Annotated in this window: 25 protein-coding genes and 2 tRNA genes; 17 read left to right on the forward strand and 10 right to left on the reverse strand. The window is 73.1% G+C overall.

Annotation, left to right across the window (positions count from 1 at the left end):
* Positions 1-53: 53 nt before the first annotated feature.
* Entirely contained in the window at positions 54-293 is a 240-nt protein-coding gene (locus ACLE50_RS20695) for a glutaredoxin domain-containing protein (RefSeq protein WP_410945271.1), read from the reverse strand.
* A 146-nt stretch (positions 294-439) separates the two neighbouring features.
* On the opposite strand from ACLE50_RS20695, the gene ACLE50_RS20700 reads away from it, so the two are divergent.
* The 4 genes from ACLE50_RS20700 (at position 440) to ACLE50_RS20715 (ending at position 3,768) form a co-directional block, all read left to right on the forward strand.
* Complete coding sequence (locus ACLE50_RS20700) at positions 440-2,497, forward strand: ATP-dependent DNA helicase UvrD2 (protein ID WP_410945356.1); 2,058 nt, start codon at positions 440-442, stop codon at positions 2,495-2,497.
* A 205-nt stretch (positions 2,498-2,702) separates the two neighbouring features.
* Entirely contained in the window at positions 2,703-2,945 is a 243-nt protein-coding gene (locus tag ACLE50_RS20705; protein WP_410945272.1) for a hypothetical protein, read from the forward strand.
* A gap of 187 nt (positions 2,946-3,132) precedes the next feature.
* Positions 3,133-3,441: a WhiB family transcriptional regulator gene (locus tag ACLE50_RS20710; protein ID WP_410945357.1), complete on the forward strand. Its 309-nt coding sequence runs from the start codon at positions 3,133-3,135 to the stop codon at positions 3,439-3,441.
* Positions 3,442-3,504: 63 nt separating this feature from the next.
* Entirely contained in the window at positions 3,505-3,768 is a 264-nt protein-coding gene (locus ACLE50_RS20715) for a hypothetical protein (protein WP_410945273.1), read from the forward strand.
* Positions 3,769-3,933: 165 nt separating this feature from the next.
* Here ACLE50_RS20715 and ACLE50_RS20720 read toward each other — a convergent pair whose 3' ends face one another.
* A complete protein-coding gene (locus ACLE50_RS20720) occupies positions 3,934-5,262 on the reverse strand; it encodes an ABC1 kinase family protein (protein WP_410945274.1) in 1,329 nt (442 codons plus the stop codon).
* The gene (locus ACLE50_RS20725; protein ID WP_410945275.1) at positions 5,259-6,308 is read right to left on the reverse strand and encodes a hypothetical protein; all 1,050 of its coding nucleotides are present in this window, start codon (positions 6,306-6,308) and stop codon (positions 5,259-5,261) included. Before ACLE50_RS20725 ends, ACLE50_RS20720 begins: the two co-directional genes overlap by 4 nt.
* Before the next feature lie 124 nt (positions 6,309-6,432).
* On the opposite strand from ACLE50_RS20725, the gene ACLE50_RS20730 reads away from it, so the two are divergent.
* On the forward strand, positions 6,433-7,050 hold the full coding sequence (locus ACLE50_RS20730; protein ID WP_410945276.1) for a M48 family metallopeptidase: 618 nt from the start codon (positions 6,433-6,435) through the stop codon (positions 7,048-7,050).
* A gap of 72 nt (positions 7,051-7,122) precedes the next feature.
* Here ACLE50_RS20730 and ACLE50_RS20735 read toward each other — a convergent pair whose 3' ends face one another.
* On the reverse strand, positions 7,123-8,784 hold the full coding sequence (locus ACLE50_RS20735) for a zinc-dependent metalloprotease (protein ID WP_410945277.1): 1,662 nt from the start codon (positions 8,782-8,784) through the stop codon (positions 7,123-7,125).
* A gap of 120 nt (positions 8,785-8,904) precedes the next feature.
* Positions 8,905-9,933 carry a YlbL family protein gene (locus ACLE50_RS20740; RefSeq protein ID WP_410945278.1) on the reverse strand — a complete coding sequence of 343 codons (1,029 nt, stop codon included), beginning with the start codon at positions 9,931-9,933 and terminating at the stop codon, positions 8,905-8,907.
* A gap of 217 nt (positions 9,934-10,150) precedes the next feature.
* Between ACLE50_RS20740 and ACLE50_RS20745 the strand changes: the two genes are divergently transcribed.
* From ACLE50_RS20745 to ACLE50_RS20755, 3 genes are all read left to right on the forward strand, one after another.
* Positions 10,151-13,057 (forward strand): UPF0182 family membrane protein, encoded by a 2,907-nt coding sequence (locus tag ACLE50_RS20745; protein ID WP_410945279.1) that lies wholly within the window; start codon positions 10,151-10,153, stop codon positions 13,055-13,057.
* A 113-nt stretch (positions 13,058-13,170) separates the two neighbouring features.
* Positions 13,171-13,244 (forward strand) — tRNA-Met (locus ACLE50_RS20750).
* 181 nt (positions 13,245-13,425) lie between these two features.
* A tRNA-Met gene (locus tag ACLE50_RS20755) sits at positions 13,426-13,499 on the forward strand.
* A gap of 80 nt (positions 13,500-13,579) precedes the next feature.
* Here the strand turns inward: ACLE50_RS20755 and ACLE50_RS20760 are convergent.
* On the reverse strand, positions 13,580-14,182 hold the full coding sequence (locus ACLE50_RS20760; protein ID WP_410945280.1) for a class I SAM-dependent methyltransferase: 603 nt from the start codon (positions 14,180-14,182) through the stop codon (positions 13,580-13,582).
* Positions 14,183-14,215: 33 nt separating this feature from the next.
* Here ACLE50_RS20760 and ACLE50_RS20765 point away from each other — a divergent pair, with 33 nt between their 5' ends.
* Entirely contained in the window at positions 14,216-14,431 is a 216-nt protein-coding gene (locus tag ACLE50_RS20765; RefSeq protein WP_410945281.1) for an RNA-binding S4 domain-containing protein, read from the forward strand.
* A 28-nt stretch (positions 14,432-14,459) separates the two neighbouring features.
* Here the strand turns inward: ACLE50_RS20765 and ACLE50_RS20770 are convergent, their stop codons facing one another.
* Both ACLE50_RS20770 and ACLE50_RS20775 read right to left on the reverse strand, forming a co-directional pair.
* Complete coding sequence (locus tag ACLE50_RS20770) at positions 14,460-16,511, reverse strand: acyltransferase family protein (RefSeq protein WP_410945282.1); 2,052 nt, start codon at positions 16,509-16,511, stop codon at positions 14,460-14,462.
* Between the two features lie 61 nt (positions 16,512-16,572).
* Positions 16,573-17,313 carry a transglycosylase SLT domain-containing protein gene (locus tag ACLE50_RS20775; RefSeq protein WP_410945283.1) on the reverse strand — a complete coding sequence of 247 codons (741 nt, stop codon included), beginning with the start codon at positions 17,311-17,313 and terminating at the stop codon, positions 16,573-16,575.
* Between the two features lie 541 nt (positions 17,314-17,854).
* Between ACLE50_RS20775 and soxR the strand changes: the two genes are divergently transcribed.
* A complete protein-coding gene (gene soxR, locus ACLE50_RS20780; protein WP_410945284.1) occupies positions 17,855-18,325 on the forward strand; it encodes a redox-sensitive transcriptional activator SoxR in 471 nt (156 codons plus the stop codon).
* An 81-nt stretch (positions 18,326-18,406) separates the two neighbouring features.
* The gene (locus ACLE50_RS20785; protein WP_410945285.1) at positions 18,407-19,153 is read left to right on the forward strand and encodes a tyrosine-protein phosphatase; all 747 of its coding nucleotides are present in this window, start codon (positions 18,407-18,409) and stop codon (positions 19,151-19,153) included.
* A gap of 6 nt (positions 19,154-19,159) precedes the next feature.
* Here the strand turns inward: ACLE50_RS20785 and ACLE50_RS20790 are convergent, their stop codons facing one another.
* Positions 19,160-19,552 (reverse strand): hypothetical protein, encoded by a 393-nt coding sequence (locus ACLE50_RS20790; protein WP_410945286.1) that lies wholly within the window; start codon positions 19,550-19,552, stop codon positions 19,160-19,162.
* 7 nt (positions 19,553-19,559) lie between these two features.
* Positions 19,560-19,802 (reverse strand): ribbon-helix-helix domain-containing protein, encoded by a 243-nt coding sequence (locus ACLE50_RS20795; RefSeq protein ID WP_410945287.1) that lies wholly within the window; start codon positions 19,800-19,802, stop codon positions 19,560-19,562.
* Positions 19,803-19,931: 129 nt separating this feature from the next.
* Between ACLE50_RS20795 and ACLE50_RS20800 the strand changes: the two genes are divergently transcribed.
* The 6 genes from ACLE50_RS20800 to ftsX all read left to right on the forward strand — a co-directional run bounded on the left by ACLE50_RS20800 (position 19,932) and on the right by ftsX (position 25,658).
* The gene (locus ACLE50_RS20800; protein WP_410945288.1) at positions 19,932-21,104 is read left to right on the forward strand and encodes an acyl-CoA dehydrogenase family protein; all 1,173 of its coding nucleotides are present in this window, start codon (positions 19,932-19,934) and stop codon (positions 21,102-21,104) included.
* A gap of 9 nt (positions 21,105-21,113) precedes the next feature.
* Positions 21,114-22,139, forward strand: a complete 1,026-nt coding sequence (locus tag ACLE50_RS20805) for an acyl-CoA dehydrogenase family protein (protein WP_410945289.1) — start codon at positions 21,114-21,116, stop codon at positions 22,137-22,139.
* Between the two features lie 195 nt (positions 22,140-22,334).
* The gene (locus tag ACLE50_RS20810) at positions 22,335-22,844 is read left to right on the forward strand and encodes a PadR family transcriptional regulator (protein WP_410945290.1); all 510 of its coding nucleotides are present in this window, start codon (positions 22,335-22,337) and stop codon (positions 22,842-22,844) included.
* Between the two features lie 31 nt (positions 22,845-22,875).
* Positions 22,876-23,982 carry a peptide chain release factor 2 gene (gene prfB, locus ACLE50_RS20815; protein ID WP_410945291.1) on the forward strand — a complete coding sequence of 369 codons (1,107 nt, stop codon included), beginning with the start codon at positions 22,876-22,878 and terminating at the stop codon, positions 23,980-23,982.
* A gap of 83 nt (positions 23,983-24,065) precedes the next feature.
* Positions 24,066-24,755, forward strand: a complete 690-nt coding sequence (gene ftsE, locus ACLE50_RS20820; RefSeq protein WP_410945292.1) for a cell division ATP-binding protein FtsE — start codon at positions 24,066-24,068, stop codon at positions 24,753-24,755.
* The gene (ftsX, locus tag ACLE50_RS20825) at positions 24,756-25,658 is read left to right on the forward strand and encodes a permease-like cell division protein FtsX (protein ID WP_410945293.1); all 903 of its coding nucleotides are present in this window, start codon (positions 24,756-24,758) and stop codon (positions 25,656-25,658) included.
* Positions 25,659-25,693 lie beyond the last annotated feature (35 nt).

Consider the following 25,693-nt stretch of genomic DNA (forward strand, 5'->3'; position numbering starts at 1 on the left):
GGCGGTATAAGCCGCCGGGGCCGCCGCGCTCCGTGGTGGGAGACCGTGGGAGGTCAGGCGCCGATGCGCTGCTTGACCTCGGAGAAGCTCGGGTTGGTCGCGACCGACTCGTCCGGGAAGACGACGGTCGGCACCGTGCGGTTGCCGCCGTTGGCCTTCTCCACGAACGCGACCGCGTCCGGCTCGCGCTCGATGTCGATCTCGCGGTAGCCGATGCCCGCGTCGTCGAGCTGGAGCTTCAGCCGGCGGCAGAAGCCGCACCAGCCGGTCGTGTACAGGGTCAGGTCAGCCATACCGGGCACAACACCGCACCCCGCCGGAATCTTCCCGGCCCGCCGGAGGTGCCGGGTGCCCGTGAGCTGTCGGGGGCGGGTGTCAGGATGGGGTGGTGCCGTCCCGTACCTCCGCCGCCCGCCCTGCCCGCGCGACCCGCGGGGCGGTGCCGGGCAGCCCGGACGGTGACGGGCTGGACCCGGAGCAGCGCGCCGCGGTGACCGCGCCGCGCGGGCCGGTCTGCGTGCTCGCCGGGGCCGGCACCGGCAAGACCCGCACGATCACCCGCCGGATCGCCCACCTCGTCGGGCAGGGCCACGTCGCGGCCGGTCAGGTCCTCGCCGTCACCTTCACCGCGCGGGCGGCGGGGGAGCTGCGCACCCGGCTGCGCGCGCTCGACGCGCCCGGGGTGCAGGCCCGCACGTTCCACGCCGCCGCGCTGCGCCAGCTGCGCTACTTCTGGCCGCAGGTGATCGGCGGGCAGCCGTGGCCGCTGCTCGACCAGAAGCTGCGCCTGGTCGGCCAGGCCGCCGCCCGCGCCAAGGCAGGCACCGACACCGACGCGCTGCGCGACCTGGCCGCGGAGATCGAGTGGGCGAAGTCGACGCTGGTCGCCCCGGTCGACTACGCCGCCGAGGCCGCCCGCCGCAGACGCGATACCCCCGGCCCCGCCGAGCAGGTCGCCGCCGTCTACGCCGGCTACGAGGAGCTCAAGAACACCGCGCAGGTCCTCGACTTCGACGACCTGCTGCTGCACACCGCGGTGTCGCTGGAGGAGCACGCCGGGGTCGCCGAGGAGTTCCGGTCCCGGTACCGCTGCTTCGTCGTCGACGAGTACCAGGACGTCACCCCGCTGCAGCAGCGCCTGCTCGACGCGTGGCTGGGCGAGCGCGACGACCTCACCGTCGTCGGCGACGCCAACCAGACGATCTACACCTTCGCCGGGGCGTCGCCGCGGTTCCTGCTGGACTTCCCGCGCCGGTTCCCCGGCGCCGCGGTCGTGCGGCTGCAGCGCGACTACCGCTCCACCCCGCAGATCGTGACCTGCGCGAACACGCTGATCGGCGCCGCCCGCAACCGCCCCGCCGGGTCCCGGCTGCAGCTGATCGGGCAGCTCCCGCCCGGCCCGGACCCGGACTTCTCCGAGCACGACGACGAGACGGCCGAGGCCGCCGCCGTCGCAGGCCGGATCCTCACCCTGATCAACGACGGCACCGAGCCGTGCGAGATCGCGGTGCTGTTCCGGATCAACGCCCAGTCCGAGGCCTACGAGCAGGCCCTGTCCGACGCAGGCGTCCCCCACCAGGTGCGCGGCGGCGACAAGTTCTTCTCCCGCCCCGAGGTGCGCCGCGCGATGGTCGCGCTGCGCGCCGCCGCCCCCGAGCAGCGGCCCGGCACCGACCTCGTCGAGGTCACCCGGGCCGTGCTCACCGCCCGCGCCGGGCTGTCCGACGAGCCGCCCCGCGGGGCGACGCTGCGGGCGCAGTGGGAGTCGCTGCTCGCGCTCGTCGGCGTCGCCGAGGAGCTGGCCGCGCTGGAGCCGCAGGCGGACCTGGGCCGGCTGTGCGCGGAGCTGGAGACGCGCGCCGACTCCGCGCAGGCGCCCGTCGTGCAGGGGGTGACGCTGGCGTCGCTGCACGCGGCGAAGGGCCTGGAGTGGGACGCGGTCTTCCTCGTCGGGCTCGCCGAGGGCACCCTGCCGATCGGCTACGCCGGCGACGACGAGCAGGCCATCGAGGAGGAGCGCAGGCTGCTCTACGTCGGCATCACCCGCGCGCGACGGGTGCTGTCGCTGTCCTGGGCGCTGGCCCGGGCGAACGGGCGCGGCTCCAAGCGGCGCCGTTCCCGCTTCCTCCACGGCCTGATCCCCGACTCGCACCCGGCGTCGCGGGTCGCGGGGGAGCGGCGCCCCGGTGCGGCCCGGCCGCGCTGCCGGGTCTGCGGGACCCCGCTGTTCGGCAGCGCCGCGACCAAGCTCCTGCGCTGCGACGACTGCCCCTCCGACGTCGACCTCGAGCTGCTGGACCGGCTCAAGCAGTGGCGCGCGGGGGAGGCGAAGTCCCAGGACGTCCCGGCGTTCGTGGTGCTCACCGACGCGACGCTGACCGCGATCGCCGAGCAGCGGCCGTCGGACCCCTCGGCGCTGGTCGGGATCCCGGGCATCGGCGCGGCCAAGCTGGACCGCTACGGCGACGAGATCCTCACGCTGCTGTCCGAGAGCTGATCGACCGAGCTGATCATGCTTCGCGCACGCCGTCGGTGAACTTCCGGCGATTCTTCGTTAATTCGGTTGCCGCCGTGTGCGCGGCGCTTCTAGTGTTCTCGGCACCGACGGAACGAGAGCCGCGCGCGTGACGCGCACTCTGCCGATTCCGATGATCATGCGCCCGGCGGGAGACCGCCGAGTGGGACGACGAAGGAGGTGCCCGATGGACAGCACGACTCGCTACGAGCGGCTGTGGACCGGCACCGACGCGTGCGTCGTCCCTGCGCGCCCGGGGATCCCGGCGACCGCTGCCACCACCGTCGAGCACGGGATCGCGCACGCGTTCCTGGCCGGGGTGCCGATGCAGGCCGCTGTCCCGGCGCCCCGTATCGGGGGACTCGTGTCCCCGATGGCCGATCACAAGTGCAGAGATGCGTCCGTTCCCGGGCGACGAGGGAGTACCTGACCTCGGAGCTCGCATCCAGTCCCAATCGGGGCCGCGGAACCCACGCATCACGGGTTCCACGGCCCCGATTTTTTTGTCCGACAACAGGTTCGATCGAGGAGGTTCGATCGTGTACGTGCGATCAGCTCCGTGTGACGGCGGAGTGTTCCACGAGGGCGGGGGCGGCTCGTCCGGCCCCGAGGACGTTCTGTCCGGATTGCTGCAGGCGGCCACGGTGCACGACGCCGGTGTCGCGCTGCCCTGCCACGACGGCGACGCGGACCTCTGGTTCGCCGAGTCCCCGGCGCAGCTGGAGCAGGCGAAAGCGCTCTGCGCGAGCTGCCCGGTCCGGGACGACTGCCTGGCCGGTGCCCTGTCCCGCGGCGAGCCGTGGGGCGTGTGGGGCGGCGAGATCTTCGAGCGCGGCCGGGTCATCCCGCGCAAGCGCCCGAGGGGACGTCCGCGCAAGGCCGACCTGGAGCGCGACCGGGCCCTCGCCCTGGCCGCGGGCCAGTAACCGGCACCCGCAGCACTCCCGTTCCGGCCACCGGCCACCCGAGACCACCCCAGGAGACCCACGATGAACGACTCGATCTTCGTGACGGCGATGCCGTCCCCGCGCCCGCTCCGCCCGACCGGCGGGGAGCACACCGCCACCCACCCCACGCAGGAGAACGCGATGTCTCTCATCCAGGAAGCGCTGGCGAGATCCCATCAGCACGAAGCGAGGCAACGGGCGGCCGAACACCGGCTGGCCCGGCAGCTGACCGCGGGCCGGGGCTGGACCCGGCTCGCGTCGTGGGCCGCGGCCCGCGCCGAACGGGCCCGCACCCGCGCGGCCTGAGCAGCTCCGCCACACGAGACCGCCGCCCCGTCCGGAACTCCCGGGCGGGGCGGTGGTGTTCCCGCGGGTGCCGGCCCGGGCGCCGCAGGTGCGCTCTGCTCTGCTCACCTGTACGCATCACCGCAGTTCAGCGCGGTGCCGGAGTCCGGCGGGACGGTCGCGGGCTCAGCCGGTCGGTGCGTCCGGCTCGAACATCTCCGGCTGCCACTGCGCGACGATCTCGCGCAGCCGCACGTGCGTGTCGAGCTGGCACAGGATCCCGACGGTCCCCATCGTCACCCGGTGCACCAGCAGGAACCGCGGCGGCAGGTTCAGCGACCGGCCGATCGCCGCGTCCGGGTGCCGCAGGTCCCCGACCCGCTCGGCCTGCGCCTGCAGCCAGGGCCGGTCGAAGTGGAACTCCTCGGTCTCCAGCGGCTCGGTGAACGGCGCCAGGTAGTCCATGACCCGCTCCGGGGTGACCCGCATGCCGTCCCGGACGAAGCCCGCCGAACGCATCAGGTTCATCAGGTCCCCGGCCCGGCGCTCCAGCGAGTACTTGGTCATCATCACCAGCTCGGACGGCATGCCCTCGGGCATCCGCGCGACGGCACCGAAGTCGAGCACGAGCAGCCGGCCGTCGTCGGTGATCTGGAAGTTGCCCGGGTGCGGGTCGGCGTGCAGCAGGTGCGCCCGGTCCGGTGCGGAGTAGTGGAACCGGGACAGCAGGGTGCCTGCGTGGTCGCGCTCGGCGCGGGTGCCCTCCCGGATGATCGACGCCAGCGGCCTGCCGTCCACCCACTCGGTCACCACGGCCTTCGGCGCCGACGCGACGACCCGTGGGATGCGGATCTCCGGGTCGTTCTCGTAGAACGACGCGAACTCGCGCTGGTAGGTGGCCTCGTCGCGGTAGTCGAGCTCCTCCTCCATCCGGTCGCGGAGCTCCTGGACCAGGGGCCGGACCTCGGTGCCGGGGACCAGCGGCTGCAGGATCCGGCTCATCCGGCCGAGCTGGCGCAGGTCCGAGCGCAGCGCCGCCTCCGCACCCGGGTACTGGACCTTGACCGCGACCTCGCGGCCGGTGTGCCAGACCGCGCGGTGCACCTGACCGATGCTCGCCGACGCCGCCGGGGTCTCGTCGAACTCGACGAACCGGCGCTTCCAGGAGCGGCCGAACTGCTGGGTCAGCATGTAGTCGACGTCGGCCATCGGCATCGGCGGCGCCGCGGCCTGCAGCTTGGTCAGCGCCTCCCGGTAGGGCTCGGCGTACTCGTCGGGGACGGCCGCCTCGAACACGCTCAGTGCCTGGCCGAACTTCATCGCGCCACCCTTGAGCTCGCCGAGGACGGCGAACAGCTGCTCGGCGCTCTTGGCGGCCAGCTGCGCGGCGATCTCGTCCCGGTCGGCCCCGGTGAGGCGGCGCCCGAAGCCGGCCGCGGCCCTGCCGGCGACGCCGAGCGGGAGGCCGGCGAGCTTGGCGGTGCGCGAGGCGGTCCGTCGGGGTATGTCGCTCACCCCTCGATTGTCCACCCCGTGACGGGTTCGGCGCACGGCGTGATCGTGTCGCGGTACGTCGGCGCCGTGCGGGCCCGGTCCGCACCGCACCCGCAGGCCGGGTGCGCCGACCAGCGCCGCAGCGTGACGTCGGTACCGGCAGGCGACAGCTCCAGCGACGCGCCGAGCACGGCGGGCGGAACCCCGGTGACCGGGCCGTCCAGCGTGGCCAGCACCTGCCCGACGACGAGTGCTGCGGTGCCGGAGACCACGTGCGGCACAGCGGTTCCGGTGTCTGCGGCGAGCTGTGCGGAGACCAGCGGCCAGAGTGGGTCGAGCGTGGTGCGGGCCAGGTCGACGCACCGCAGGCACGGGCTGCGGCCGGGCAGTACCAGCGGCCCGACGACGCCGCTCCCGTCGCGCAGCGTCACCGGGAGGTGGTCGGTGCCGGGGACCTCGACGGTGCCCACCGGGACGACCAGATCGGGTGCCGCACCCGTCGGCGGGCCGGTGCGGACACGGGGCGCCACGACGGCCAGGACCTCCCGCAGCGCGGCGTCGCGGGCCCGGCCGACGGCCTGCGGACCGAGTCCGGCGACGACGTCGGCGGTGCCGGCCGTGCCGGACACCCGCGGGTGCACGTGCCCGACCCCCGACGCGGCCAGCCCCAGCACCACGGCGACGGCCGGCGGTCCCTCCCCACGCACGACCACCACCGACGACGCCCGCACCCGCTGCAGACGGGCGTCCCGGTCGGGGTCGGTGAGCAGGCCGTCGTCGAGCAGGGTGGTGAGCAGAGCGGTCAGCGCCTGCGCGTCCGACGGGACGGCCGCCCGGGCCAGCAGCTCGGAGACCGGCCGGGGCCCGGCCTCCAGCAGGTCGAGCACGGCGACGGCGGCGGGGGAGAGGTTCTCCACGACACGCGCGGTCTCCGCGCCGCTGCCGAGCTGGCGCGCTCCGGGCCCGCGGACGAGCACGACCAGCCCCGGCGCGAGCCCGAGCCGCTCCGGCAACCACGACGGGGACGGGGACCTGGTGCGGCACACCGGGGACACGGAGTCGCTCATACCGGACGAGGGTGCCGACCCCCGCGTGGGGGCGCGGGCGAACGGCCGCGGATGTTCGCGATCGTGACCACGAACCCCCGGCCGACCGGCCGGAACGACGATCCCGGGTCGTACCCTGGACGGCATGGCGAGTCCACCGGTGGAGGTCCGACGCAGCGCCCGCCGGAAGCGAATGGTCAGTGCCCGGCGCGAGGGCGACCGGGTGGTCGTGTTCATCCCGGGCTGGATGAGCGCGGAGCAGGAACGCGACTGGGTCGCGGAGATGGTGAAGCGGATCGAGGCCGGTGAGGCCCGCCGCCGCTCACCCGGACGCAGCGGCGACGAGGCCCTGCTCGCCCGCGGCCGTGAACTGTCGAAGCGCTGGCTGGAGGGGCGGGCGAAGCCCGTCTCGATGCGCTGGGTGCCGACGATGCGCACCCGCTGGGCGTCCTGCACCCCCGACGACGGCACGATCCGGATCAGCGAGCGGTTGCGCGACGCACCGGGCTGGGTCGTCGACTACGTGCTGGTGCACGAGCTGGCGCACCTGCTGTCCGCCGCGCACGACGACGTCTTCTGGAACTGGGTGTACCGCTACCCGCGCACCGAGCGGGCGATCGGCTACCTCGAGGGCCTGAACGCGGCCGCGTCGCTGAACCTGAGCGGTGTCGACGACGGCGACGACGGCACCGACGACCCACCCGGCGGCATCCTGCCCGACGCCGAGCTTCCCGACGCCGAGCCACCCGCCGCGACCGGCTGAGCCGCGCCCGGGTACTCCCGACCGCGGCTCCGGCCCGTCGCGACCGGCCGGGCCGGCGCGACGGGGGACCGGTCAGGCCTTCTGCGGGCCCCCGGATCCGGTGTCACCGTCGGAGTCGGAGCCGGAGTCGCCGTCAGAGTCGGATTCGGAGCCGCCCTCGGACTCGGTGCTGTCGTGGGAACCGGTGCCGGGCTTCGACTCCCCGGAGCCGCTGTCCGTGTCGCTGTCCGTGTCGGTGTCCTTCTCGGCGTCGGCGGCCATCTGCCGCTCCAGCTCCGCGATCGGGTCGTCCGGCACCGAGCCGGAGCCGCCGCGGACGAACGCGGCCGGGTCGTCCAGGTCGTCGGCGGACGGGATGAGGTCCGGGTGCGCCCACACGGCGTCGCGCCCCTCGATCCCCTTCTCCTGCCGCAGCAGCGTCCACAGCTCGGCCGCGGCACGCAGCTTCCGGGGCCGCAGCTCGAGCCCGACGATCGTCGCGAACGCCTCCTCGGCCGGTCCGCCGGACGCGCGGCGGCGGCGCATGGTCTCGCGCATCGCGTCGGCGCCCGGCAGGCGCTCGGACAGCGCCTCGGCGACGACCGCGTCGACCCAGCCCTCGATCAGGGCGAGCAGCGTCTCCAGCCGCGCGAGCGCCGCCTTCTGCTCCGGGGTGTCCTCCGGCTCGAACATGCCCGAGGACATGGCCTCCTGGATCGACTCCGGGTTCGACGGGTCGATCCCGCGGGCCAGCTCCTCGATCCGGGAGGTGTCGACGGAGATGCCCCGCGCGTAGTCCTCGACGGCGCCGAGCAGCCGCTCGCGCAGCCAGTGCACGTGGGTGAACAGCCGCTGGTGCGCGGCCTCGCGGGCGGCGAGGTAGAGCGTGACCTCGCCTGCCGGGCGGTCCAGGCCCTCGGTGAACCGGGAGATCGCCTCCGGCAGCAGCGCGGTCGTGCGCTCCGGCGCGACCGGGACACCGAGGTCGGTGGAGGTCAGCACCTCCTTGCCGAGCTGGGCGAGCCCCTGGCCGAGCTGGCTGCCGAACGCCATGCCACCCATCTGGGAGAGCATGCCGAGCATCGGGCCGGCCTGGGAACGGACCTCCTGCGGGAGCCCCTCGACCCACGCCGACGCCAGCCGCTTCGCCACCGGGTCGCACAGCCGCTTCCAGGTCGGCATACCGGCCTTGACCCAGTCCGTGGGCGTCCAGGCCTTCACCTCGCCGCCGGTCGCGGGGAACTCGGTGGCCGGGTCGAGCCACAGCTCGGCGAGCTTCACGGCCTCGACGACCGCGGAGCGCTGGGCGTCGGTGAGCGACGACGTCGACTGCGCGAGCTGCTGGGTCGCGAGCTGCGCGGCCAGGTCGTAGTTGACCGGGCCGCCGTCGCCGGAGCCGGTCTGGCTGTGCGAGAGCATCTGGCCGAGCTGGGACAGCATCTGCCCGAGCTGGCTCATGTCGAACTCGCCGCCGCCGGGCATGCCGCCCATGCCGGGGATCCCGCCGGGCATGCCGGGGAAACCGCCCATGCCGCCGGGTCCGCCCTGGCCGGGGGCGTCGCCCGACTGCGGGTGCGAGCCGAAACCGAACGGGTCCTTGGGCCCCTGGTCCCCGGAGTCGCCGGAACCCGAGCCCGAGCTCTTGTCCGGGGTCTTCCCGGAGCCCTCGGTGCGGCCGTCGTCGGAGTCGCCGCCGCCCTCCTCGCGGTCGCGGTCGCGGTCGGCGGGGCCGAAGCCGAACGGGATGTCGCTCATGCCCCCACCGTACGCGGGGCGGGGGTCGCCTCGCCGCGCCCGACGGCCGACGATCGGTGCTGTTCGCCGCGGCCGAACAGCGCCGGCCCCGGGAGCCGGACCGGACCGGGGAGCCGAGGGTCAGGAGCAGCCGGCAGGCGTCCCGCCACGGTCCACGGTCTCCAGCGCCGACACGGCCTCGCCGAGCGACCCGATGCGGATCAGCTGCAACCCGTCCGGTGCGTTCTGCGCGGCCTCGGCGCAGTTGGCCGCGGGGACCAGGAAGAGCTGCGCACCGACCTGGCGGGCCTTCGCCATCTTGAACGGGATGCCGGAGATCGGGCCGACCTTCCCCGCGGCGTCGACGGTGCCGGTGCCGGCGACGAACCGGCCACCGGTCAGCGGGCCGGGCGTCAGCTTGTCCACCAGCGCGAGGCTGAACATCAGCCCGGCCGAGGGCCCGCCGACGTCGCCGAGGGTGATCGTGAGCTTCTGCCCGGGAGCCGGGGAGGTGGCCGGGGTGATCCCGAGGAACGCCTTGGCGGGGTCGTCGGGGCGCGGGCCCGGGGTGAGCGTGACGTCCCGGGGCGGGCCACCGCCGCGCACCGTGGTCAGGGTCAGCGGCTCACCGGGTTTCGCGGCGCCCATCGCGGCGAGCAGGGTCGGTACCGAGGTCACCGGCCTCCCGCCGGCGGCGCGGATCTCGTCGCCCGGCGCGAGCACCCCCACCGACGCCGAGCCCTCGGTCAGCGCGCCGACCGTCACCCGGGTCGGGAGCTTCAGGTAGGTGAGCGCGGCGGCCTCGGCGTTGGCGATCGACCCGTCGAACTCCTGCTGGTTCTCCTGGGTGACCTGGTCGGTCGACAGGCTCGGCGGGTACAACGACGAGCGCGGAGCCAGCTGGTACTGCGGCGAGACCCAGAGCTGCAGCGCCCGCACCACGGAGATGCCGTCGCTGACCCCGACCGTGGTCATGTTGAGGTGGCCGGTGGTCGGGTAGGTCGGCAGCCCCTCGGCGGACACGACCGGCGCCCCGTGCTCCTCGCCGAGCGTGTCGAACGTCGGGCCGGGGCCCAGCGCGACGACCGGCGCGGGCACGATCGCGCCGACGGCGACGAGCGCCAGCAGGAGCACGAGCGCCGACCACCACGACGAAGATCGAACGCCCACCCGGGCAGACTACGGAGCCGCCGCGACACCGGTCCGCGCGGGACCGCGGCATGCGAAGGACGTCCGATTGGTCCCGACACGCCGAGAGGAAACCGGGAACTCACCGGCCCTCCGTAGAGTTGACCGGACGGTGGCGCGCACACCCCGGCGTGCGGGCACCGTCAGCCGGTGTGACCTCCGGTGTCGTACCCGAACTTGGAGTGTGCCCGTGTCGTCCATGCGGCCCCCCGTGGGAGCGCCGTCGCTGACCCGCCGAACCCGGATGCTGCTGATCGCGGCGGGCGTCCTGGTGGTGCTCCTCCTGGGTGGGTCGCGGCTCCTGAACTTCTACGTCGACTGGCTCTGGTTCGGCGAGGTCGGCTTCCGCAGCGTCCAGCTGTCGCGGCTGTTCACCCAGGTCGTGCTGTTCGGCGTCGTCGGCCTGCTGGTCGGCGGGCTCGTCGCGCTCACGCTGTGGCTGGCCTACCGGGCCCGGCCGGTGTTCGTGCCGGTGTCCGGCCCGGAGGACCCGGTTGCCCGCTACCGCACGGTGATCATCCAGCGGCTGCGGACGTTCACGATCGCCGTGCCGGTGGTCATCGGGCTGATCGCGGGGCTGGCCGCACCGACGCAGTGGCAGACGGTGCAGATGTTCCTGCACGGCACGCCGTTCGGGAAGGTCGACCCGGAGTTCGGCAACGACATCTCCTTCTACGCCTTCACCCTGCCGTTCCTGCGGATGGTGCTGAACTGGCTGTTCGTCGCCGTCACGATCTGCTTCGTGCTGGCGCTGGTCACGCACTACCTGTTCGGCGGGATCCGGCTGTCCGGGCGCTCGGGCTTCGTCTCGACCGCCGCGCGGGCGCACCTCGCGATCCTGGCCGGGACCTTCGTGCTGCTCAAGGCGGTCGCGTACTGGTTCGACCGGTACGACCTGCTGTGGTCGGGCCGCAACTCCCAGACCTTCTTCGGGGCCACCTACACCGATCTGAACGCGGTGCTGCCCGCCAAGTTGATACTGCTGATCATCGCGGTGCTGTGCGCGCTGGCGTTCTTCGCCGCGGCGTTCCGGCAGAACCTGCAGATCCCGGCGGTCGCCGTCGTCATGCTGGTGATCTCCTCGATCCTGGTCGGCACGGTGTTCCCGCTGGTGCTGCAGCAGTTCGTCGTCGCCCCGAACGCGAACGAGCGCGAGGCCCCGTCGATCGAGCGGAACATCGCCGCGACCCGTGACGCGTTCGGCATCACCCCGGACAAGGTCGACATCAAGCCGTACTCGGGGGAGTCGCAGGCCACGCCCGCGCAGGTCCGCGCGGACACCGACACGATCCCGAACATCCGGCTGCTCGACCCGGGCAAGCTCAACAAGACCTTCACCCAGCTCCAGCAGCGCCGGAACTTCTACGGCTTCTCGCCGAACCTCGACATCGACCGCTACACCCTCGGTGGCCGGACCCAGGACTACGTCGTCGCCGCCCGGGAGATGGACGCCAACGCGCTGGCGGGCAACCAGCAGGACTGGATCAACCAGCACCTCGTCTACACCCACGGCAACGGCTTCGTCGCCGCGCCGGCGAACCAGATCAACGCCGCGCTCGAGGACGCCGGCGGCCAGGGCGGCCTGCCGAAGTTCACCGTCAGCGACACCCAGACCCGCGGTGCGATCCCGGTGCAGCAGCCGCGGATCTACTACGGCGAGCTGCTCGACAACCAGTACTCGATCGTCGGCGCCGAGCCGGGCACCGCACCGCGTGAGTACGACTCGGACAACGCGCAGTACACCTACACCGGAGCCGGCGGCGTCCCGATCGGGAACCTGTTCGACCGCGCGGTGTTCGCGTTGGCCCACGGCGAGCGGAACATCCTGTTCAACAGCTCGATCAACGACCAGTCGAAGATCATGTACGTCCGCAACCCGCGGGACCGCGTGCAGGCCGTCGCGCCGTGGCTCAAGCTCGACAACGACCCGTACCCCGCCGTCGTCGACGGCCGGGTGCAGTGGATCGTCGACGGCTACACCACGCTGCAGAACTACCCCTACGCCGAACGGGTCCCGCTCGGTGACGCCACCTCGGACTCCCGGCTCGGCACCGGCAACCAGCAGCTGCCGAACGAGAACATCAGCTACCTGCGGAACTCGGTCAAGGCCACCGTCGACGCCTACGACGGCACCGTGAAGCTCTACGGCTTCGACGAGTCCGACCCGGTGCTGCAGACCTGGGAGAAGGCGTTCCCGGGCACGGTGCTGCCGAAGTCGGACATCAGCAAGGACCTGCAGGCGCACCTGCGGTACCCGGAGGACCAGTTCAAGGTCCAGCGCGAGCTGCTGACCCGGTACCACGTCGACAACCCCGGCGAGTTCTTCTCGACGGTGTCGTTCTGGGACGTGCCCTCCGACCCGACCGTGCAGGGCGGTGGCGGCGGCGCGCAGGACTCGCAGCCGCCGTACTACCTGTACTCCGGGCTGCCGGGTCAGGACGGCCCGTCGTTCCAGCTGACCAGCGCGCTGGTCAGCCTGCGGCGGCAGTTCCTGTCGTCCTACGTCTCGGTCAGCTCCGAACCATCGACCTACGGGAAGATGACGGTCCTGCAGCTGCCCGACGACACCCAGACCCAGGGCCCGCAGCAGGTCCAGGCCCGGTTCCTGAGCTCGCCGGACGTCGCGACCCAGCTGAACATCCTGCGGCAGAACCAGACCACGATCGACTACGGCAACCTGCTCACCCTCCCGGTGGCCGGTGGGCTGCTCTACGTCGAGCCGGTCTACATCGAGCGGGCCGGGCAGGAGTCGGCGTCCTACCCGCAGCTGGCCCGGGTCCTGGTCAGCTACGGCGACCGTGTCGGCTACGACGCCAGCCTGTCCAAGGCACTGGACCAGGTGTTCGGTGCCGGGGCCGGCGCCGCGGCGGGCAACAACGCGCCGGTGACCGGCGGCCAGCCGGCCCAGCCGACGCCGCAGCAGAACGGTCAGGCCCCGGCGCCGTCCGGGGCGAACCCCGCCCAGGCGGCCGCGGCCCAGCAGATCAAGCAGGCCCTGACCGACCTCAAGGCGGCCCAGAAGGACGGCGACTTCGCCAAGCAGGGCGACGCGCTGGCCGAGCTCGACAAGGCCGTGTCGGCGTTCCAGGGTGCGACCGGCGGCTGACCTGCACACATGCGGGACCGGGCACCCCGAGCGCGGGGCGCCCGGTCCCGGTGTGTACAGTTGCTCCTGCAACAGAGACGGAGTTCGCCGGGAACCGGCGGTGCTCCGGACGGCGCGGGGTGGAGCAGCTCGGTAGCTCGCTGGGCTCATAACCCAGAGGTCGTAGGTTCGAATCCTACCCCCGCTACTACCCGAAGGGCCCCGGCATCGCGCCGGGGCCCTTCGTGCGTCACAGGGTCCGTTCAGCGGTGCGTCATCACGGGTTCGCCCGGACGGCACCCCCGCTGCGGAAGCCGGAGGAGTGGCGTTGTACAGTGGGTACACAACACAGACGGAGTTCGCCGGGAAACCGGTGGAGTTCCGGACGGCGCGGGGTGGAGCAGCTCGGTAGCTCGCTGGGCTCATAACCCAGAGGTCGTAGGTTCGAATCCTACCCCCGCTACTACCCGAAGGGCCCCGGCATCGCGCCGGGGCCCTTCGTGCGTTCCGGGCGCTCGTGCTCGGTCCGTGCCCAGCTCGTGCTCAGTTCGTGCGGGGCGCGACCTCCAGCACCCGGTACCCCTTCTCCGAGGTCAGCCGGGTGGTGGGGAAGCCGTGGCCGTCGAGCCAGCGATGCAGTGAGTCCGAGCCGAGGTTCTTCGACACGACCAGGAACGCGCGCCCGCCCGGCGCCAGCCGCGGCAGCCACGCCAGCATCATCGCGTGCAGCGCCTGCTTGCCCGACCGGATCGGCGGGTTGGAGTAGATGCCGGCGAACGTGACGTCGGCGGGGACCTCGTCGGGGTGACACGCCGTCACGTTGCCCAGCCCGGCCGCCTCGGCGTTGCCGCGGGTCAGGCCGAGGGCACGCTCGTTGAGGTCCACGGCCCACACCGGGAGCCTGCGGCGCCGCGAGGCGATCGTCAGCGCGATCGGGCCGTAGCCGCAGCCCAGGTCCAGCAGCGGGCCGCGGACGGCTGGCATCGGCACGGAGTCGAGCAGCACCTTGGTGCCGCGGTCCAGACGGCCGTGCGAGAAGACGCCGGAGTCGGTCGTCAGGGACAGCTCGACGTCCCCGGAGTGCACGCGCACCGTCCCGGGACGGCTCGCGACGGACGGGCTGGCGCTGAAGTAGTGGTCCCCCACGGACCGGAATGCTACGGCCCGGACAATGAGCGCATGAGCACCCCGCAGGACGTCCCGATTCGCGACGAGCCGATCCGGATCGGCCAGTTCCTCAAGCTGGCGAACCTGGCCGCGGACGGCGGGCACGCCCGCGAGCTCCTGGAAGCCGGGGTCGTCACCGTCAACGGCGAGCTCGAGTACCGGCGCGGCGCCCAGCTGCACCGCGGCGACGTCGTCGCGGTCGACGGGGTGGCCGTGCGGCCGTCCTGACGGCCCCGCCGACCGGCCCGGGCAGGCTTCAGTGCCAGCCGAGCGCGGTCTCGGTGTGCCGGGCCAGGCGCGGGGCGAGTGTCTCGGCGTAGCTCGCGGTGAGGTGGTTGTCGTCCATGTAGACGAGCACGTTGCCCACCTCGCTGGGACACGTCGTCGCGGTGCAGATGCCATCGGCCATGTCCAGGAACGACACGTTCGGCGGCACGTCCGGGATCATCGTGTACGGCGCCGGGTTCTCGTAGGCCGCGCTGCGCGGGATCGCGCAGCTCTCGGCGTTGCGGCCCTCCCGGCCCACGCAGTCCGGCACGTTGAAGTCCGGGCGCGGGTTGTCCCGCACGGCGATCACCGGGATCCCGGCGTCGTGCATCTTCCACCACGCCCCGACGAAGCCGGCCGGGGTCTGCTCGCGACCGCCGGGGCGGACGTCGCGGGTCGCCATCCCGATGACCGCGTCGGGCCGTTCGGCGGCCAGCTCGTCGGCGGCCTTGGCGTTCCAGTCCACGCAGCCGGCGTCGTTCGGGTCGGTGTCCGAGGTCGTCGAGAACGGGCACGCGCCCCGGAACATCCCGATGATCTCCCAGTTCTTCTGCGCGGCCACCGGCATCATCGTGGCCACGAACTGCTGGGCGTGCGAGTCCCCGACCACGGCGACGCGCTTGGCGGCCGGACCCGGCCCGGGGGCGGGGATGTGGCACACCTCGACGTCCTGGCGCTCCGGGGCCGCGGACGGCGCGCACTGCCACACCCCGCGCCGGTAGCTCCAGTCGTCGGAGGCCTTCACCAGGGTCGGGGTCAGCTCGGCCTCGGGCACGTCCGTGACCCCCGCCGACGGGTCCAGCACGGTCGCGCCCGGGTGGGTCGCGGTGCCGGCCTCGACCTGGGTCGACGACCGCACCAGGGCGAGCCCGGCCCAGCCGGCGCAGCCCAGCAGGACCACGAGCGCGAACACCAGTGAGATCCGCAGCGCGCGGCGGGTCCCGGCCTGCTGCAGCGGGCGCTCCACGAGGCGGTGCGTGGCGTAGGCCAGCACCAGCGACAGCGCGATGACCGCGCCGCCGGAGTACGGGCCGAGGTGGTCGCGGCCGGTGTACACCAGCGTCAGCGTGAGGATCGGCCAGTGCCACAGGTAGAGCGGGAAGCTGACGTCACCGAGGCTGCGCAGTACCGGCCCGGACAGCAGCCGGTCCGCGCCGAGCCGGTGCCCGCTCCGCCCGGCCAGCAGGACCAGCACCGCGGCCATCGTGGGCCACAGGGCGGCGTAGCCGGGGAAGGCCCGCTCGACGGTCAGGACGGCTCCGCAGGTCACGAGCAGCACGACACCGACCCAGCCGAGGGAGGCGCGTACCCCCGGCGTCAGGACGGGGCGGGTCTCCAGCCGGGAGATCCACAGTGCGAGCAGGCCGCCGAGCGCGAACTCCCAGACCCGGGTCAGCGAGTGGAAGTACGCGAGCGGCTGGTCGACGATCGTCAGGTAGACCGAGTAGGCCAGTGACACCCCGCCGACGACGGCGAGCGTGCCGCTCAGCAGCCGGTGCAGGTCCGCGCCGCGCTGCCGGGCGACGAGCGCGACGGCCCCGACCAGCAGCGGCCACACCAGGTAGAACTGACCCTGGATGGCCAGCGACCAGAAGTGCTGGACGATGCTCTCGGAGTTGCCGCGCGCCGCGTAGTCGACGGCGTCGTGGGCGAGCTGCCAGTTCTCGAGGAACAGCAGCGACGCGACCGTCTCGCGGACGGTCTGCAGCCACCGGCTCTCGGGCAGGACCAGCGCTCCCGCGACCACGCTCGCCGCGAGGACGACCGTGATCGCCGGGAGCAGCCGGGACAGCTGACGGGTCCAGGTGGACCGCAGCCGGATCCGGTCCCGGCCCGCGGCCCGGTAGAGCCCGCCGGTGATCAGGAACCCGGTGATGACGAAGAAGACGTCCACGCCGCCGGAGACCCGGCCGACCCACACGTGGTAGACGACGACCAGGACCGCGGCCAGCGCACGCAGGCCCTGCAGCTCCGGCCGGAACCGCGGGCGTTCGGTACCGGTCGCAGCGCGAACCGGCGCGGTTCCACCGGGGGACGTCACGTGCCGGGCTCCTCTCGCCGCGGGCGCGGCCGGAGAGTCCGGGGCCGTCGCCTGGGAGAGCTCAGTATCCCAGGTATCCACCGGCGGCAGTGGACCGGCCACCCGCGGCCAGGGTGCTCAAGCCGTAGCGGTCGATCATGTAGCGGACGCCCGCGGTGATGTTGGCGACCGGGTCGGTCACGTCGCGGTCGGCGAAGTCCGGGTGCACGTAGGCGCGGAACGTCGAGGGGATCACCTGCATGAGACCCTCGGAGTGGTTGCCGGCCGCGGCGTTGGAGTCCCAGTTGTTGATGGCGTCGGGGTTGCCGCCGGACTCCTTGAGGATGATCTGCTTCAGGCCGGGCGCGTAGGCCTGCGGGAGACCCATGTGGTCCAGGGCCTCGGCGATCCAGCCGTCGACGCCCCCGGCGGAGATCTGCCGGTCCAGCGAGGCGCGGGCGGCCTTGCGCTTGGCCTGCTTCGCCGCCTCCTGCTTGTGCTCCTGGGCGATCTTCGAGGCGACCTGGCGGGCCTTGCCCAGCGACGCGACGTCGGCGAACTGGAAGCTCGACGCCGACTTCGCGGTCGTCGCCGCGTGTCCCGCGGCGGCCGGACCGGCCGGCGACGGGGTGCCGGGGAACGACACCGGGCTGAAGTAGCCGGAGGTGCTGCCGGACGAGGTCTTCTTCGCCGACGGGATCGTCGCCGAGTGCGCGGCCAGCGTGGTCGCGGCGGTGGTCTCCGGGGCGGCGGCCTCGGCGGAGGCGCCCGCGCCGTCCACGGCTGCCGGCACGACGGCGGCGAAGGCGCCGGAGGCGACCACGCCGAATGCGGCGCCTGCCGCAGCGGTCGCGGTGCCGGCACGGCGGGCCGCGACGGCGGCGTGTTTCGGGCCCGACGGCGCGGGGAACGCCGTCGGAGCCTGCGGTGCTGCGGGAGTGGTCGCGGTTCCGGGGAACGCGCGGTCTCCAGCGGGGGAGCGGTGTCCAGGCACGGGGGGAAGCCCTTTCACGTTCACGGACGGCTCCGTGCACGAGCGGCCGGGTCGGGGGTCCCGGGTGAGCCGGCTGGGGAGGCCGGCTGCTGGCCCGCTCGTGATCGGGCCGTGATGACTCGGGGAACCCTAGAGAACCCGATCACTCGGGTCCAGTGCCGGGGCCGCCCGTCGCCGTTCCCGTCGGACCGTTCACCGCGTTCTTGATCTTGTCTGCGCCGAACGGCGCCCGGCGGACGGTGTGCGGTACGCGACGGACGGTAGTTCTCGCAGGTGGCGCGCTCGCCGTCGCGGAGGGACACTGAAGCCGGCTTCAGGTTCCGTCCGGGCGCCGGACGGTACGACCACGGGAACGGCCGGGGGTGCGGAGATGGATTCCGGTGATCTCCTGACGATCGGCGAGATCGTCGATCGCAGCGGGTTCCCGCACTCGGCGCTGCGCTACTACGAGCGCGAGGGGCTGATCAGCGCGAGCCGGACCTCCGGCGGCCAGCGTCGCTACCGGCGCAGCGTGCTCCGCAGGCTGGCGTTCGTGCGGGCGGCCCGCTCGATCGGGATCGGGCTCGACGAGGTGCGCTCCGCGCTGGACGAGCTGCCTGCCGAGCGCCCGCCGACCAAGGCGGACTGGACGCGGCTGTCGCGGGCCTGGCGCGGCAGGCTCGACGAGCAGATCGAGGCGCTCACCGCCCTGCGCGACGGGCTCGACGGCTGCATCGGCTGCGGCTGCCTGTCCATGTCGACCTGCCGCCTGGTCAACCCCGACGATGCCGTCGCCGCGCAGGGCGACGGGGCGCGCCGGTTCCCCGCGGCGCTGCGCCGCCCGCCGGTGCACGGCCGGTGAATCTGCACGGCCGGTGAATCCTCGCCGACCCTGCCCGGTCGCCGGTCCCGTTCCGGGCTCCACCTGCCTAGTGTCGGAGGGGTGACGGACTCGGTTGTGGATCGCTGGTTGACCTTCGACGGCCTCGCCAATGCCCGTGACATCGGCGGGCTCCCCCTGGAGGGACGTGGGCACGTCCGCTCCGGGGTGCTGCTGCGCACCGAGTCGCTGGAGGGGCTGAGCCCCGGCGACGTCGCCCGGCTGACCGGGGAGATCGGCGTCGTGCAGGTGCTGGACCTGCGCACCGACCGCGAGCTCGTCGAGTACGGCGCGGGTGCGCTGGCCGACGCGGGCGTCGAGGTGCACCGGCTCAGCTTCCTGCCCGAGGAGGGGCGCGGCGCCGTATCGCCGGTGGGCCACACAGACCCCACCGTCGCCGGATACCTGGGCTACCTGGGCGACCGCGCGCAGAACGTCGTCGCCGGGGTCCGCCGGATCGCCGCGGCCGACGACGGCGCGACCGTCGTGCACTGCGCGGCCGGCAAGGACCGGACCGGGGTGCTCGTCGCCCTCGTCGAGAGCGCGGTCGGGGTTCCGCGCGATCAGGTCGTCGCCGACTACGCGCTCTCGGCCACCCGGATCGACGACCTGTTCCGCCGCTGGACCGCCGAACGCGGCGAGCCGATGCCCGAGGCCGCCGAGCTGGACCGGCACCGGCCGCGCGCGGAGGTCATGGAGTCGTTCCTGGGCCTGCTCGACGAGCGCCACGGCGGCCCCGTCGAGTGGCTGCGCAGCAACGGGCTCACCGACGACGAGCTGGAGCGGCTGCGGCACCGGCTGCGTGCCTGAGACCCGCTACGGGAGCTCCTCGATCGGCACGTTCGGGTCCAGCTTCCGCAGCGCGCCCGGGTCCCCGGTGACGGCCGGCCAGCCACGACGGCGGGCCGCCGTCACCACCTGGCCGGTCACGATGTCGTCGAGCCCCTGGGAGGCCATCAGCAGTCCCGCCTCCTGGGCGGCGGCCGGGGACAGCTCGTGGATCACCGTGTTGGGCAGGCCCAGCAGGACCTGCAGGGCCGCGTGGTGCTCGGGCTCGACCAGGGACCACGCCCGGCCGAGCGCGGCGCTGGGCACCGCGAGCACGATGTTCTCCTCCACCGCGGCCCAGACCAGGGCTCGCATGTAGACGGGGCGGCCGGTCGCGAAGGCTGCGAGCGCGGCGGCGTCGAGTACTCGTCCACCGATCATCGCGGGCTCAGCCCACGGCCACGGGCGGGCCCGGGCGCAGCGAACGACGCGCCGCGTCCAGCTCGTCGGCCGGCGGTGGCCCGCCGTAGAGGCTGGCCAGGGTGGCCAGCGACCGGTCCCGGTCCTGTCTGCCCTGTACCGCCTCCGCCACGTACGCGGACAGGCTCGCCGCCGATCCGCGACGCACCGCGTCCCGTGCTTCCGCCACCAGCTCGGCCGGCAGCGTGACCGTCACCCGCTCGCTGCGCATACCGCGATCGTACTACGCGCATACCGATCGCGGGCGCATGGCAGGTTACCGACGGGTATGGAAGGCTTCGAGGCGAGGAACACGGCCGTCGCGAACAGCAGCACGACACGCAGAGGAGCGGTGCGTCGCATGGATCTGACCTTTACCCCGGCCGAGGAGGAGTTCCGCGCCGACCTGCGGGCCTGGCTCACCGCGAACATCCCCGAGGAGTGGACCCGTCCGGGATTCTGGGAGTCCCTGGACGACGACGAGAGCTTCCGGCTGCGCCGGGACTGGGAGCGCGACAAGGCCGACGCCGGGTTCGCCGGCATCCAGTGGCCCGTCGAGTACGGCGGCCGCGGCGGCACACCCGGCATGAAGGCCATCTACGACGAGGAGATGGTCCGGGCCCGGGCCCCGCGCACGGTCAACCCGCTGGGCCTGACCTTCCTCGCGCCCACGGTGATGGCCATCGGCACCGACGCGCAGAAGAAGGACATCATCCGGCCGATGCTGCGCAACGAGGTCATCTGGTGCCAGGGCTTCTCCGAGCCCGGCGCCGGCTCCGACCTCGCGGCGCTGTCGACCAAGGGCGTGCGTGACGGCGACGACTTCGTGGTCAACGGCCAGAAGGTCTGGACCACCAACGCCGTGCACGGCGACAAGATCTTCACCCTGGTCCGCACCGAGCCGGGCACCGCGAAACACCGCGGCATCTCGATGCTGCTGATCGACATGGACCAGCCCGGCGTCACCGCCCGGCCGCTCAAGCAGATGAGCGGGGCCAGCGAGTTCGGCGAGGTCTTCTTCGACGACGCCCGCGTCCCGGCCACCGACTGCCTCGGCGAGATCGGCGACGGCTGGCGGACGGCGATGCTGCTGCTGTCCTTCGAGCGCGGCGCCTCGGGCATCTCGCAGTACACCGAGTTCCGCCGCCAGTACGACGAGATCGCCGAGGTCGCGAAGAAGCTGGGCCGCGACACCGACCCGGTGATCCGCGGTGAGCTGGCCCGGGTCCTGACCGAGCTGGAGTGTCTCAAGCTGCACTCGATGCACGTGCTCACCCAGGTCGAGCAGGGCCGGGACCTGGGCTTCGAGGCGTCGATGACCAAGCTGCAGTGGTCCGAGGCGTTCCAGGACCTCTGGGAGGTCTACGACCAGATCCTCGGCGAGTACGCCACCCTGGACACGCTGCCCGACGGCACCGACCTGCAGCCGCTGCACGCCCAGGCCATGTGGTCCCGCTCGGTGACCATCTGGGGCGGCTCGTCCCAGGTCCAGCGGAACATCACCGCCGAGCGCGTGCTCGGCCTGCCCCGGTAAGGAGCCGACATGTTCTTCGCTCTCACGGACGAGCAGCAGGAGTTCGCCGACGCCGTCCGGGACTACCTGGCCGAGCGCTTCGACCTGGCCGCGGTGCGGACCGTCGTCGAGGCAGGCAGCACCGACGACGGCAACCCCGAGTCGCTCTGGAAGGCGGCCGCCGAGCAGGGCTGGCTCGCCGTCACCGCCCCCGAGGACGCCGACGGTCTGGGCCTGGACCTCGTCGAGGCCCAGGTGATCGCCCGCGCGCTCGGCGCAGGCGTCGCGCCCGGGCCGTGGCGCGGCACCGTGGTGGCCATCGAGGCGATCCGCTTCGCCGGGTCCGACGAGCAGAAGGCCACCTGGCTGCCGAAGCTCGCCGCCGGGGAGGCGGTCGGCGCGTTCACGCTGCGCGGCTCGGCCGCCGACGGGCTCCCAGCCGTCGAGTACGGCGCGATCGCCGACGTCGTCGTCGCACCGAGCGAGGACGGGGTGCCCGGGCTCTCGCTCGTCACCGGGGCCACGGCGACCCCGGTCGGCAGCTACGACGGCACCGTCCGGCTCGCCGACCTCGGCGGCGGCACCGCCGAGGCGCTGCCCGGCGCGACCATCGAGGTGCAGAAGCAGCTCGACAACCGGGCCACCGTGCTCGTCGCCGCGGACCTGGTCGGGATCGCCCGCGAGGCGCTGACCCGCACCGTCGCCTACGACCGCGAGCGCGAGCAGTTCGGCGTGCCCGTCGGGTCGTTCCAGGCGATCAAGCACGCGCTGGCCGACCTGCACGTCGGCGTCACGATGGCCGAGCACGCGGTGCTGTTCGCCGCGTACGCGGTCTCCGCGGGGCTCGACGAGGCCGACCTCGCCGTCGCCGTCGCGAAGGCCAAGGCGAGCGAGGTCGCACTGGCCTCGACCGCGGCGATGGTCCAGTACCACGGCGGCATCGGCTACACCTGGGAGCACGAGGCGCACTTCTTCTACAAGCGCGCCAAGCGCCTCGCCGCGCAGTACGGCGACGTCGCCACCCACCGCGAGCGGATCGCGGCGCTCACGATCTGAGCGGCCTCCACGCGCGGTCGCGCGGCCGTCGTTCGCGCGGCCGTCGTTCGCGCAGCACTGTCCGACGTGCACGGTTCGTCCGGTCGCCGCACCCCGGCGACCGGGCGGCCCGGCCGCAGTGGACACGCCGCAGTGGACACCCGGACGGTGCACGGTGGACTCGCGGGGCGCGGCGGGTCGTGGGACCGTCGGACCATGGCCTCCGCGACTCCGGTCAACGCCACTGCCGCAGCACTTCTCGGACTGCTGCACGGCGGTCCGATGACCGGTGGTGACCTCGTCGCCGCCGCGGGCGAGCGGTTCGGGCTGTTCTTCTCCGTCACCCGCAGCCAGGTCTACCGCGAGCTGCCGGTCCTGGCCGACGCCGGACTGCTGCGCCTCGGCAAGCAGGGCCCGCGCGCCTCCCAGCAGTACGTGATCACCGCCGGAGGCCGTCGCGCGTTCCGGAACTGGATCGCCGCGGGCGGCGAGGCCGACGCCGTCCGGAGCCCTATGGTGCTGCGCCTGCTCTACGCCGGACGGCTGACGGTCAAGCAGCGCACCGAGCTGCTGCGAGCGGCTCGCGAGGCCTACGTCGAGCGGCTGTCGGCGGCCGAGGCCGTCGCCGCCGCGACCGACGACCCGTACGCCCGCCCGGTCGCCGACTTCGCCGTCGCGCAGGTCCGGGCGATGCTCGAGCTGATCGACGCGGTGCCCCGGGAATGAGCGCGGGGAGCCCCGCGTACCCTCGATCGTCGTGAATGCCGACGTCCAGGCCGACCTGAAGGACCTCGAGACCACCCTGTCCAGCATCGAGGCCGTCGCCGACGTGCCCGCGCTGCGCCAGGAGATCGAGGAGCTCTCCGAGCAGGCGGGACGTCCGGACCTCTGGGACGACGTCGAGGCCGCCCAGCAGATCACCAGCCGGCTCGCGCACGCCCAGGGCGAGCTGCGCCGGCTCGACGACCTCCGCCGCCGCCTCGACGACGTCCCGGTGCTCTACGAGCTCGCCGAGGACGAGGGCGACCAGGACGCGACCGCCGACGCCGACGCCGAGCGCGCCCGGCTGCGCAGCGAGATCGCCTCGCTGGAGGTCCGGACCCTGCTCTCCGGCGAGTACGACCAGCGCGAGGCCCTGGTGACCATCCGCGCCGAGGCCGGTGGTGTCGACGCCGCGGACTTCGCCGAGATGCTGCTGCGCATGTACCTGCGCTGGGCCGAGCGGCACGGTTACGGCACCGACGTCTACGAGACCTCCTACGCCGAGGAGGCCGGCATCAAGTCGGCCACCTTCGCCGTCCACGCGCCGTACGCGTTCGGGACGCTGTCGGTCGAGGCGGGCACCCACCGCCTCGTGCGGATCTCGCCGTTCGACAACCAGGGGCGCCGTCAGACGTCGTTCGCCGGGGTCGAGGTCGCACCGGTCGTCGAGACCTCCGACCACGTCGAGATCGACGAGAAGGACCTGCGGGTCGACGTGTTCCGCGCGTCGGGCCCCGGCGGCCAGGGCGTCAACACGACCGACTCCGCGGTCCGGCTGACCCACATCCCGACCGGGATCGTCGTCGCCTGCCAGAACGAGCGCTCGCAGCTGCAGAACAAGGCGTCGGCGATGACGGTGCTGCAGGCCAAGCTGCTCGAGCGCCGCCGGCAGGAGGAGCGGGCACTGATGGACTCCTTCAAGGACTCCGGCTCGTCCTGGGGCAACCAGATGCGCAACTACGTGCTGCACCCGTACCAGCAGGTCAAGGACCTGCGGATGAACCACGAGGTCAACAACCCCTCCGCGGTGCTCGACGGCGAGCTCGACGACTTCATCGAGGCCGGCATCCGCTGGCGGAAGCAGACCGAGCAGGCCTCCTGAGCCGGTTCGGCCGGCCTGATCGGCCGGTCGTCGGGCGTGTCGTCGCAGGGTGTGTACGCCGGGCGGCGGTACCGTCTCGCTCCGTGATCGAGCTGCGGGACGTCACCAAGCAGTACCCGGCGTCCGGCCGGCCTGCGCTGGACCGGGTGTCCGCGGATGTCGAGAGCGGCGAGTTCGTCTTCCTCATCGGCCCGTCGGGCTCGGGCAAGTCGACGCTGCTGCGCCAGCTGCTGCGCGAGGAGACACCCACCTCCGGCTCGATCGTCGTCGACGGCCTCGACGTCGCGAAGCTGCCCCGGCGCAAGGTGCCCAAGCTGCGCCAGCGGATCGGCTGCGTGTTCCAGGACTTCCGGTTGCTGTCCCAGCGCACCGTCGGCGGGAACGTTGCGTTCGCGCTGGAGGTGCTGGGGCGCAAGCCCTCCGAGATCCGCCGGGCGGTGCCCGAGCTGCTGGAGATGGTGGGGCTGCAGGGCAAGGCCGACCGGATGCCGCACGAGCTCTCCGGCGGGGAGCAGCAGCGCGTCGCGATCGCCAGGGCGTCGGTGAACCGGCCGCCGCTGCTGCTGGCCGACGAGCCGACCGGGAACCTCGACCCCGAGACGAGCCGGGAGATCATGCAGCTGCTGGAGCGCATCAACCGAGGTGGGACGACGGTGCTGATGGCCACCCACGAGGACTCCATCGTCGACGCGATGCGCCGCCGCGTCATCGAGCTCGACGACGGCCGCGTCCTGCGCGACGAGGCCCGCGCGGTCTACGGGACGGGCCGGTAGATGCGCCCCGCCCTGCTCACCCGCGAGGTCTCCAGCGGCCTGCGCCGCAACGTCACCATGACCCTGGCGATGGTGCTGACCACCGCGGTCACCCTCATGTCGGTCGGCGCCGGGATCCTGGTGATCCGCACGATCGACGACATCACCGCGCTCTACACCGACGACCTGCAGATCCAGGTGGCGCTCACCCCGGACGTCTCGTCGTCGGACACGGACTGCTCCGGGCCCGCCTGCGCCGCGGTGCGCAGCACGCTGGCCGGCACGCCGGGCGTCGGTGAGGTGACCTTCGAGTCCCAGGAGCAGGCTTACACCCGTTTCCGGGAGCTGTTCGCCGGGGAGTCCGTCGCCGACGTCGCCCGGCCCCAGTCGCTGCCCGCGACCCTGCGCGTCACCCTGGCCGACCAGCGCGCCGGGGCGGACAACGCCCGCGCCGCGCTGCAGGGCATGCCCGGCGTGCGCGAGGTCATCGACCAGCGCCGGATCGTCGGGACGCTGTTCGACTTCCTCGGCGGCGTGCGCAACGTGGCGTTCGCGCTGGCGGTCGTGCAGGCCGTCGCCGCGGTGCTGCTGATCTCCAACACCGTGCAGGTCTCGGCATTCACCCGGCGCACCGAGGTCGGCGTCATGCGCCTGGTCGGCGCCACCCGCTGGACCACGCAGCTGCCGTTCCTGATGGAGGCGACGATCGCCGGGGCCGTCGGCGGGCTGCTCGCCGGAATCGGGCTGGTCGCGGCCAAGTACGCCATGGTCGACGACCTGCTGGCCGCGATCGGGACCTCCGGGGTGATCCCGCCGCTGCGGATCACCGACGTCCTCGCGGTGTCGGTGCTGCTGGTGCCGCTCGGCGGGATCGTCGCCGGGGCCACCGGCTACGTCACGCTGCGCGCGTACGTGAAGGTGTGAACGCGCCTGCGATTCCGGTGGCGTCCCGCGGGTAG

The organism is Pseudonocardia phyllosphaerae (assembly GCF_046546475.1).
Taxonomy (GTDB): Bacteria; Actinomycetota; Actinomycetes; order Mycobacteriales; family Pseudonocardiaceae; genus Pseudonocardia; species Pseudonocardia phyllosphaerae.

What these genes read in the sequence shown, in the direction of transcription:
- ACLE50_RS20695 (WP_410945271.1), bottom strand. Translation starts at nt 293, where the DNA reads ATGGCTGACCTGACCCTGTACACGACCGGCTGGTGCGGCTTCTGCCGC.
- ACLE50_RS20705 (WP_410945272.1), top strand. Translation starts at nt 2,703, where the DNA reads ATGGACAGCACGACTCGCTACGAGCGGCTGTGGACCGGCACCGACGCG.
- ACLE50_RS20715 (WP_410945273.1), top strand. Translation starts at nt 3,505, where the DNA reads ATGAACGACTCGATCTTCGTGACGGCGATGCCGTCCCCGCGCCCGCTC.
- ACLE50_RS20725 (WP_410945275.1), bottom strand. Translation starts at nt 6,308, where the DNA reads ATGAGCGACTCCGTGTCCCCGGTGTGCCGCACCAGGTCCCCGTCCCCG.
- ACLE50_RS20730 (WP_410945276.1), top strand. Translation starts at nt 6,433, where the DNA reads ATGGCGAGTCCACCGGTGGAGGTCCGACGCAGCGCCCGCCGGAAGCGA.
- ACLE50_RS20735 (WP_410945277.1), bottom strand. Translation starts at nt 8,784, where the DNA reads ATGAGCGACATCCCGTTCGGCTTCGGCCCCGCCGACCGCGACCGCGAC.
- ACLE50_RS20745 (WP_410945279.1), top strand. Translation starts at nt 10,151, where the DNA reads ATGCGGCCCCCCGTGGGAGCGCCGTCGCTGACCCGCCGAACCCGGATG.
- ACLE50_RS20765 (WP_410945281.1), top strand. Translation starts at nt 14,216, where the DNA reads ATGAGCACCCCGCAGGACGTCCCGATTCGCGACGAGCCGATCCGGATC.
- soxR (WP_410945284.1), top strand. Translation starts at nt 17,855, where the DNA reads ATGGATTCCGGTGATCTCCTGACGATCGGCGAGATCGTCGATCGCAGC.
- ACLE50_RS20790 (WP_410945286.1), bottom strand. Translation starts at nt 19,552, where the DNA reads ATGATCGGTGGACGAGTACTCGACGCCGCCGCGCTCGCAGCCTTCGCG.
- ACLE50_RS20795 (WP_410945287.1), bottom strand. Translation starts at nt 19,802, where the DNA reads ATGCGCAGCGAGCGGGTGACGGTCACGCTGCCGGCCGAGCTGGTGGCG.
- ACLE50_RS20800 (WP_410945288.1), top strand. Translation starts at nt 19,932, where the DNA reads ATGGATCTGACCTTTACCCCGGCCGAGGAGGAGTTCCGCGCCGACCTG.
- ACLE50_RS20805 (WP_410945289.1), top strand. Translation starts at nt 21,114, where the DNA reads ATGTTCTTCGCTCTCACGGACGAGCAGCAGGAGTTCGCCGACGCCGTC.
- ACLE50_RS20810 (WP_410945290.1), top strand. Translation starts at nt 22,335, where the DNA reads ATGGCCTCCGCGACTCCGGTCAACGCCACTGCCGCAGCACTTCTCGGA.
- ftsX (WP_410945293.1), top strand. Translation starts at nt 24,756, where the DNA reads ATGCGCCCCGCCCTGCTCACCCGCGAGGTCTCCAGCGGCCTGCGCCGC.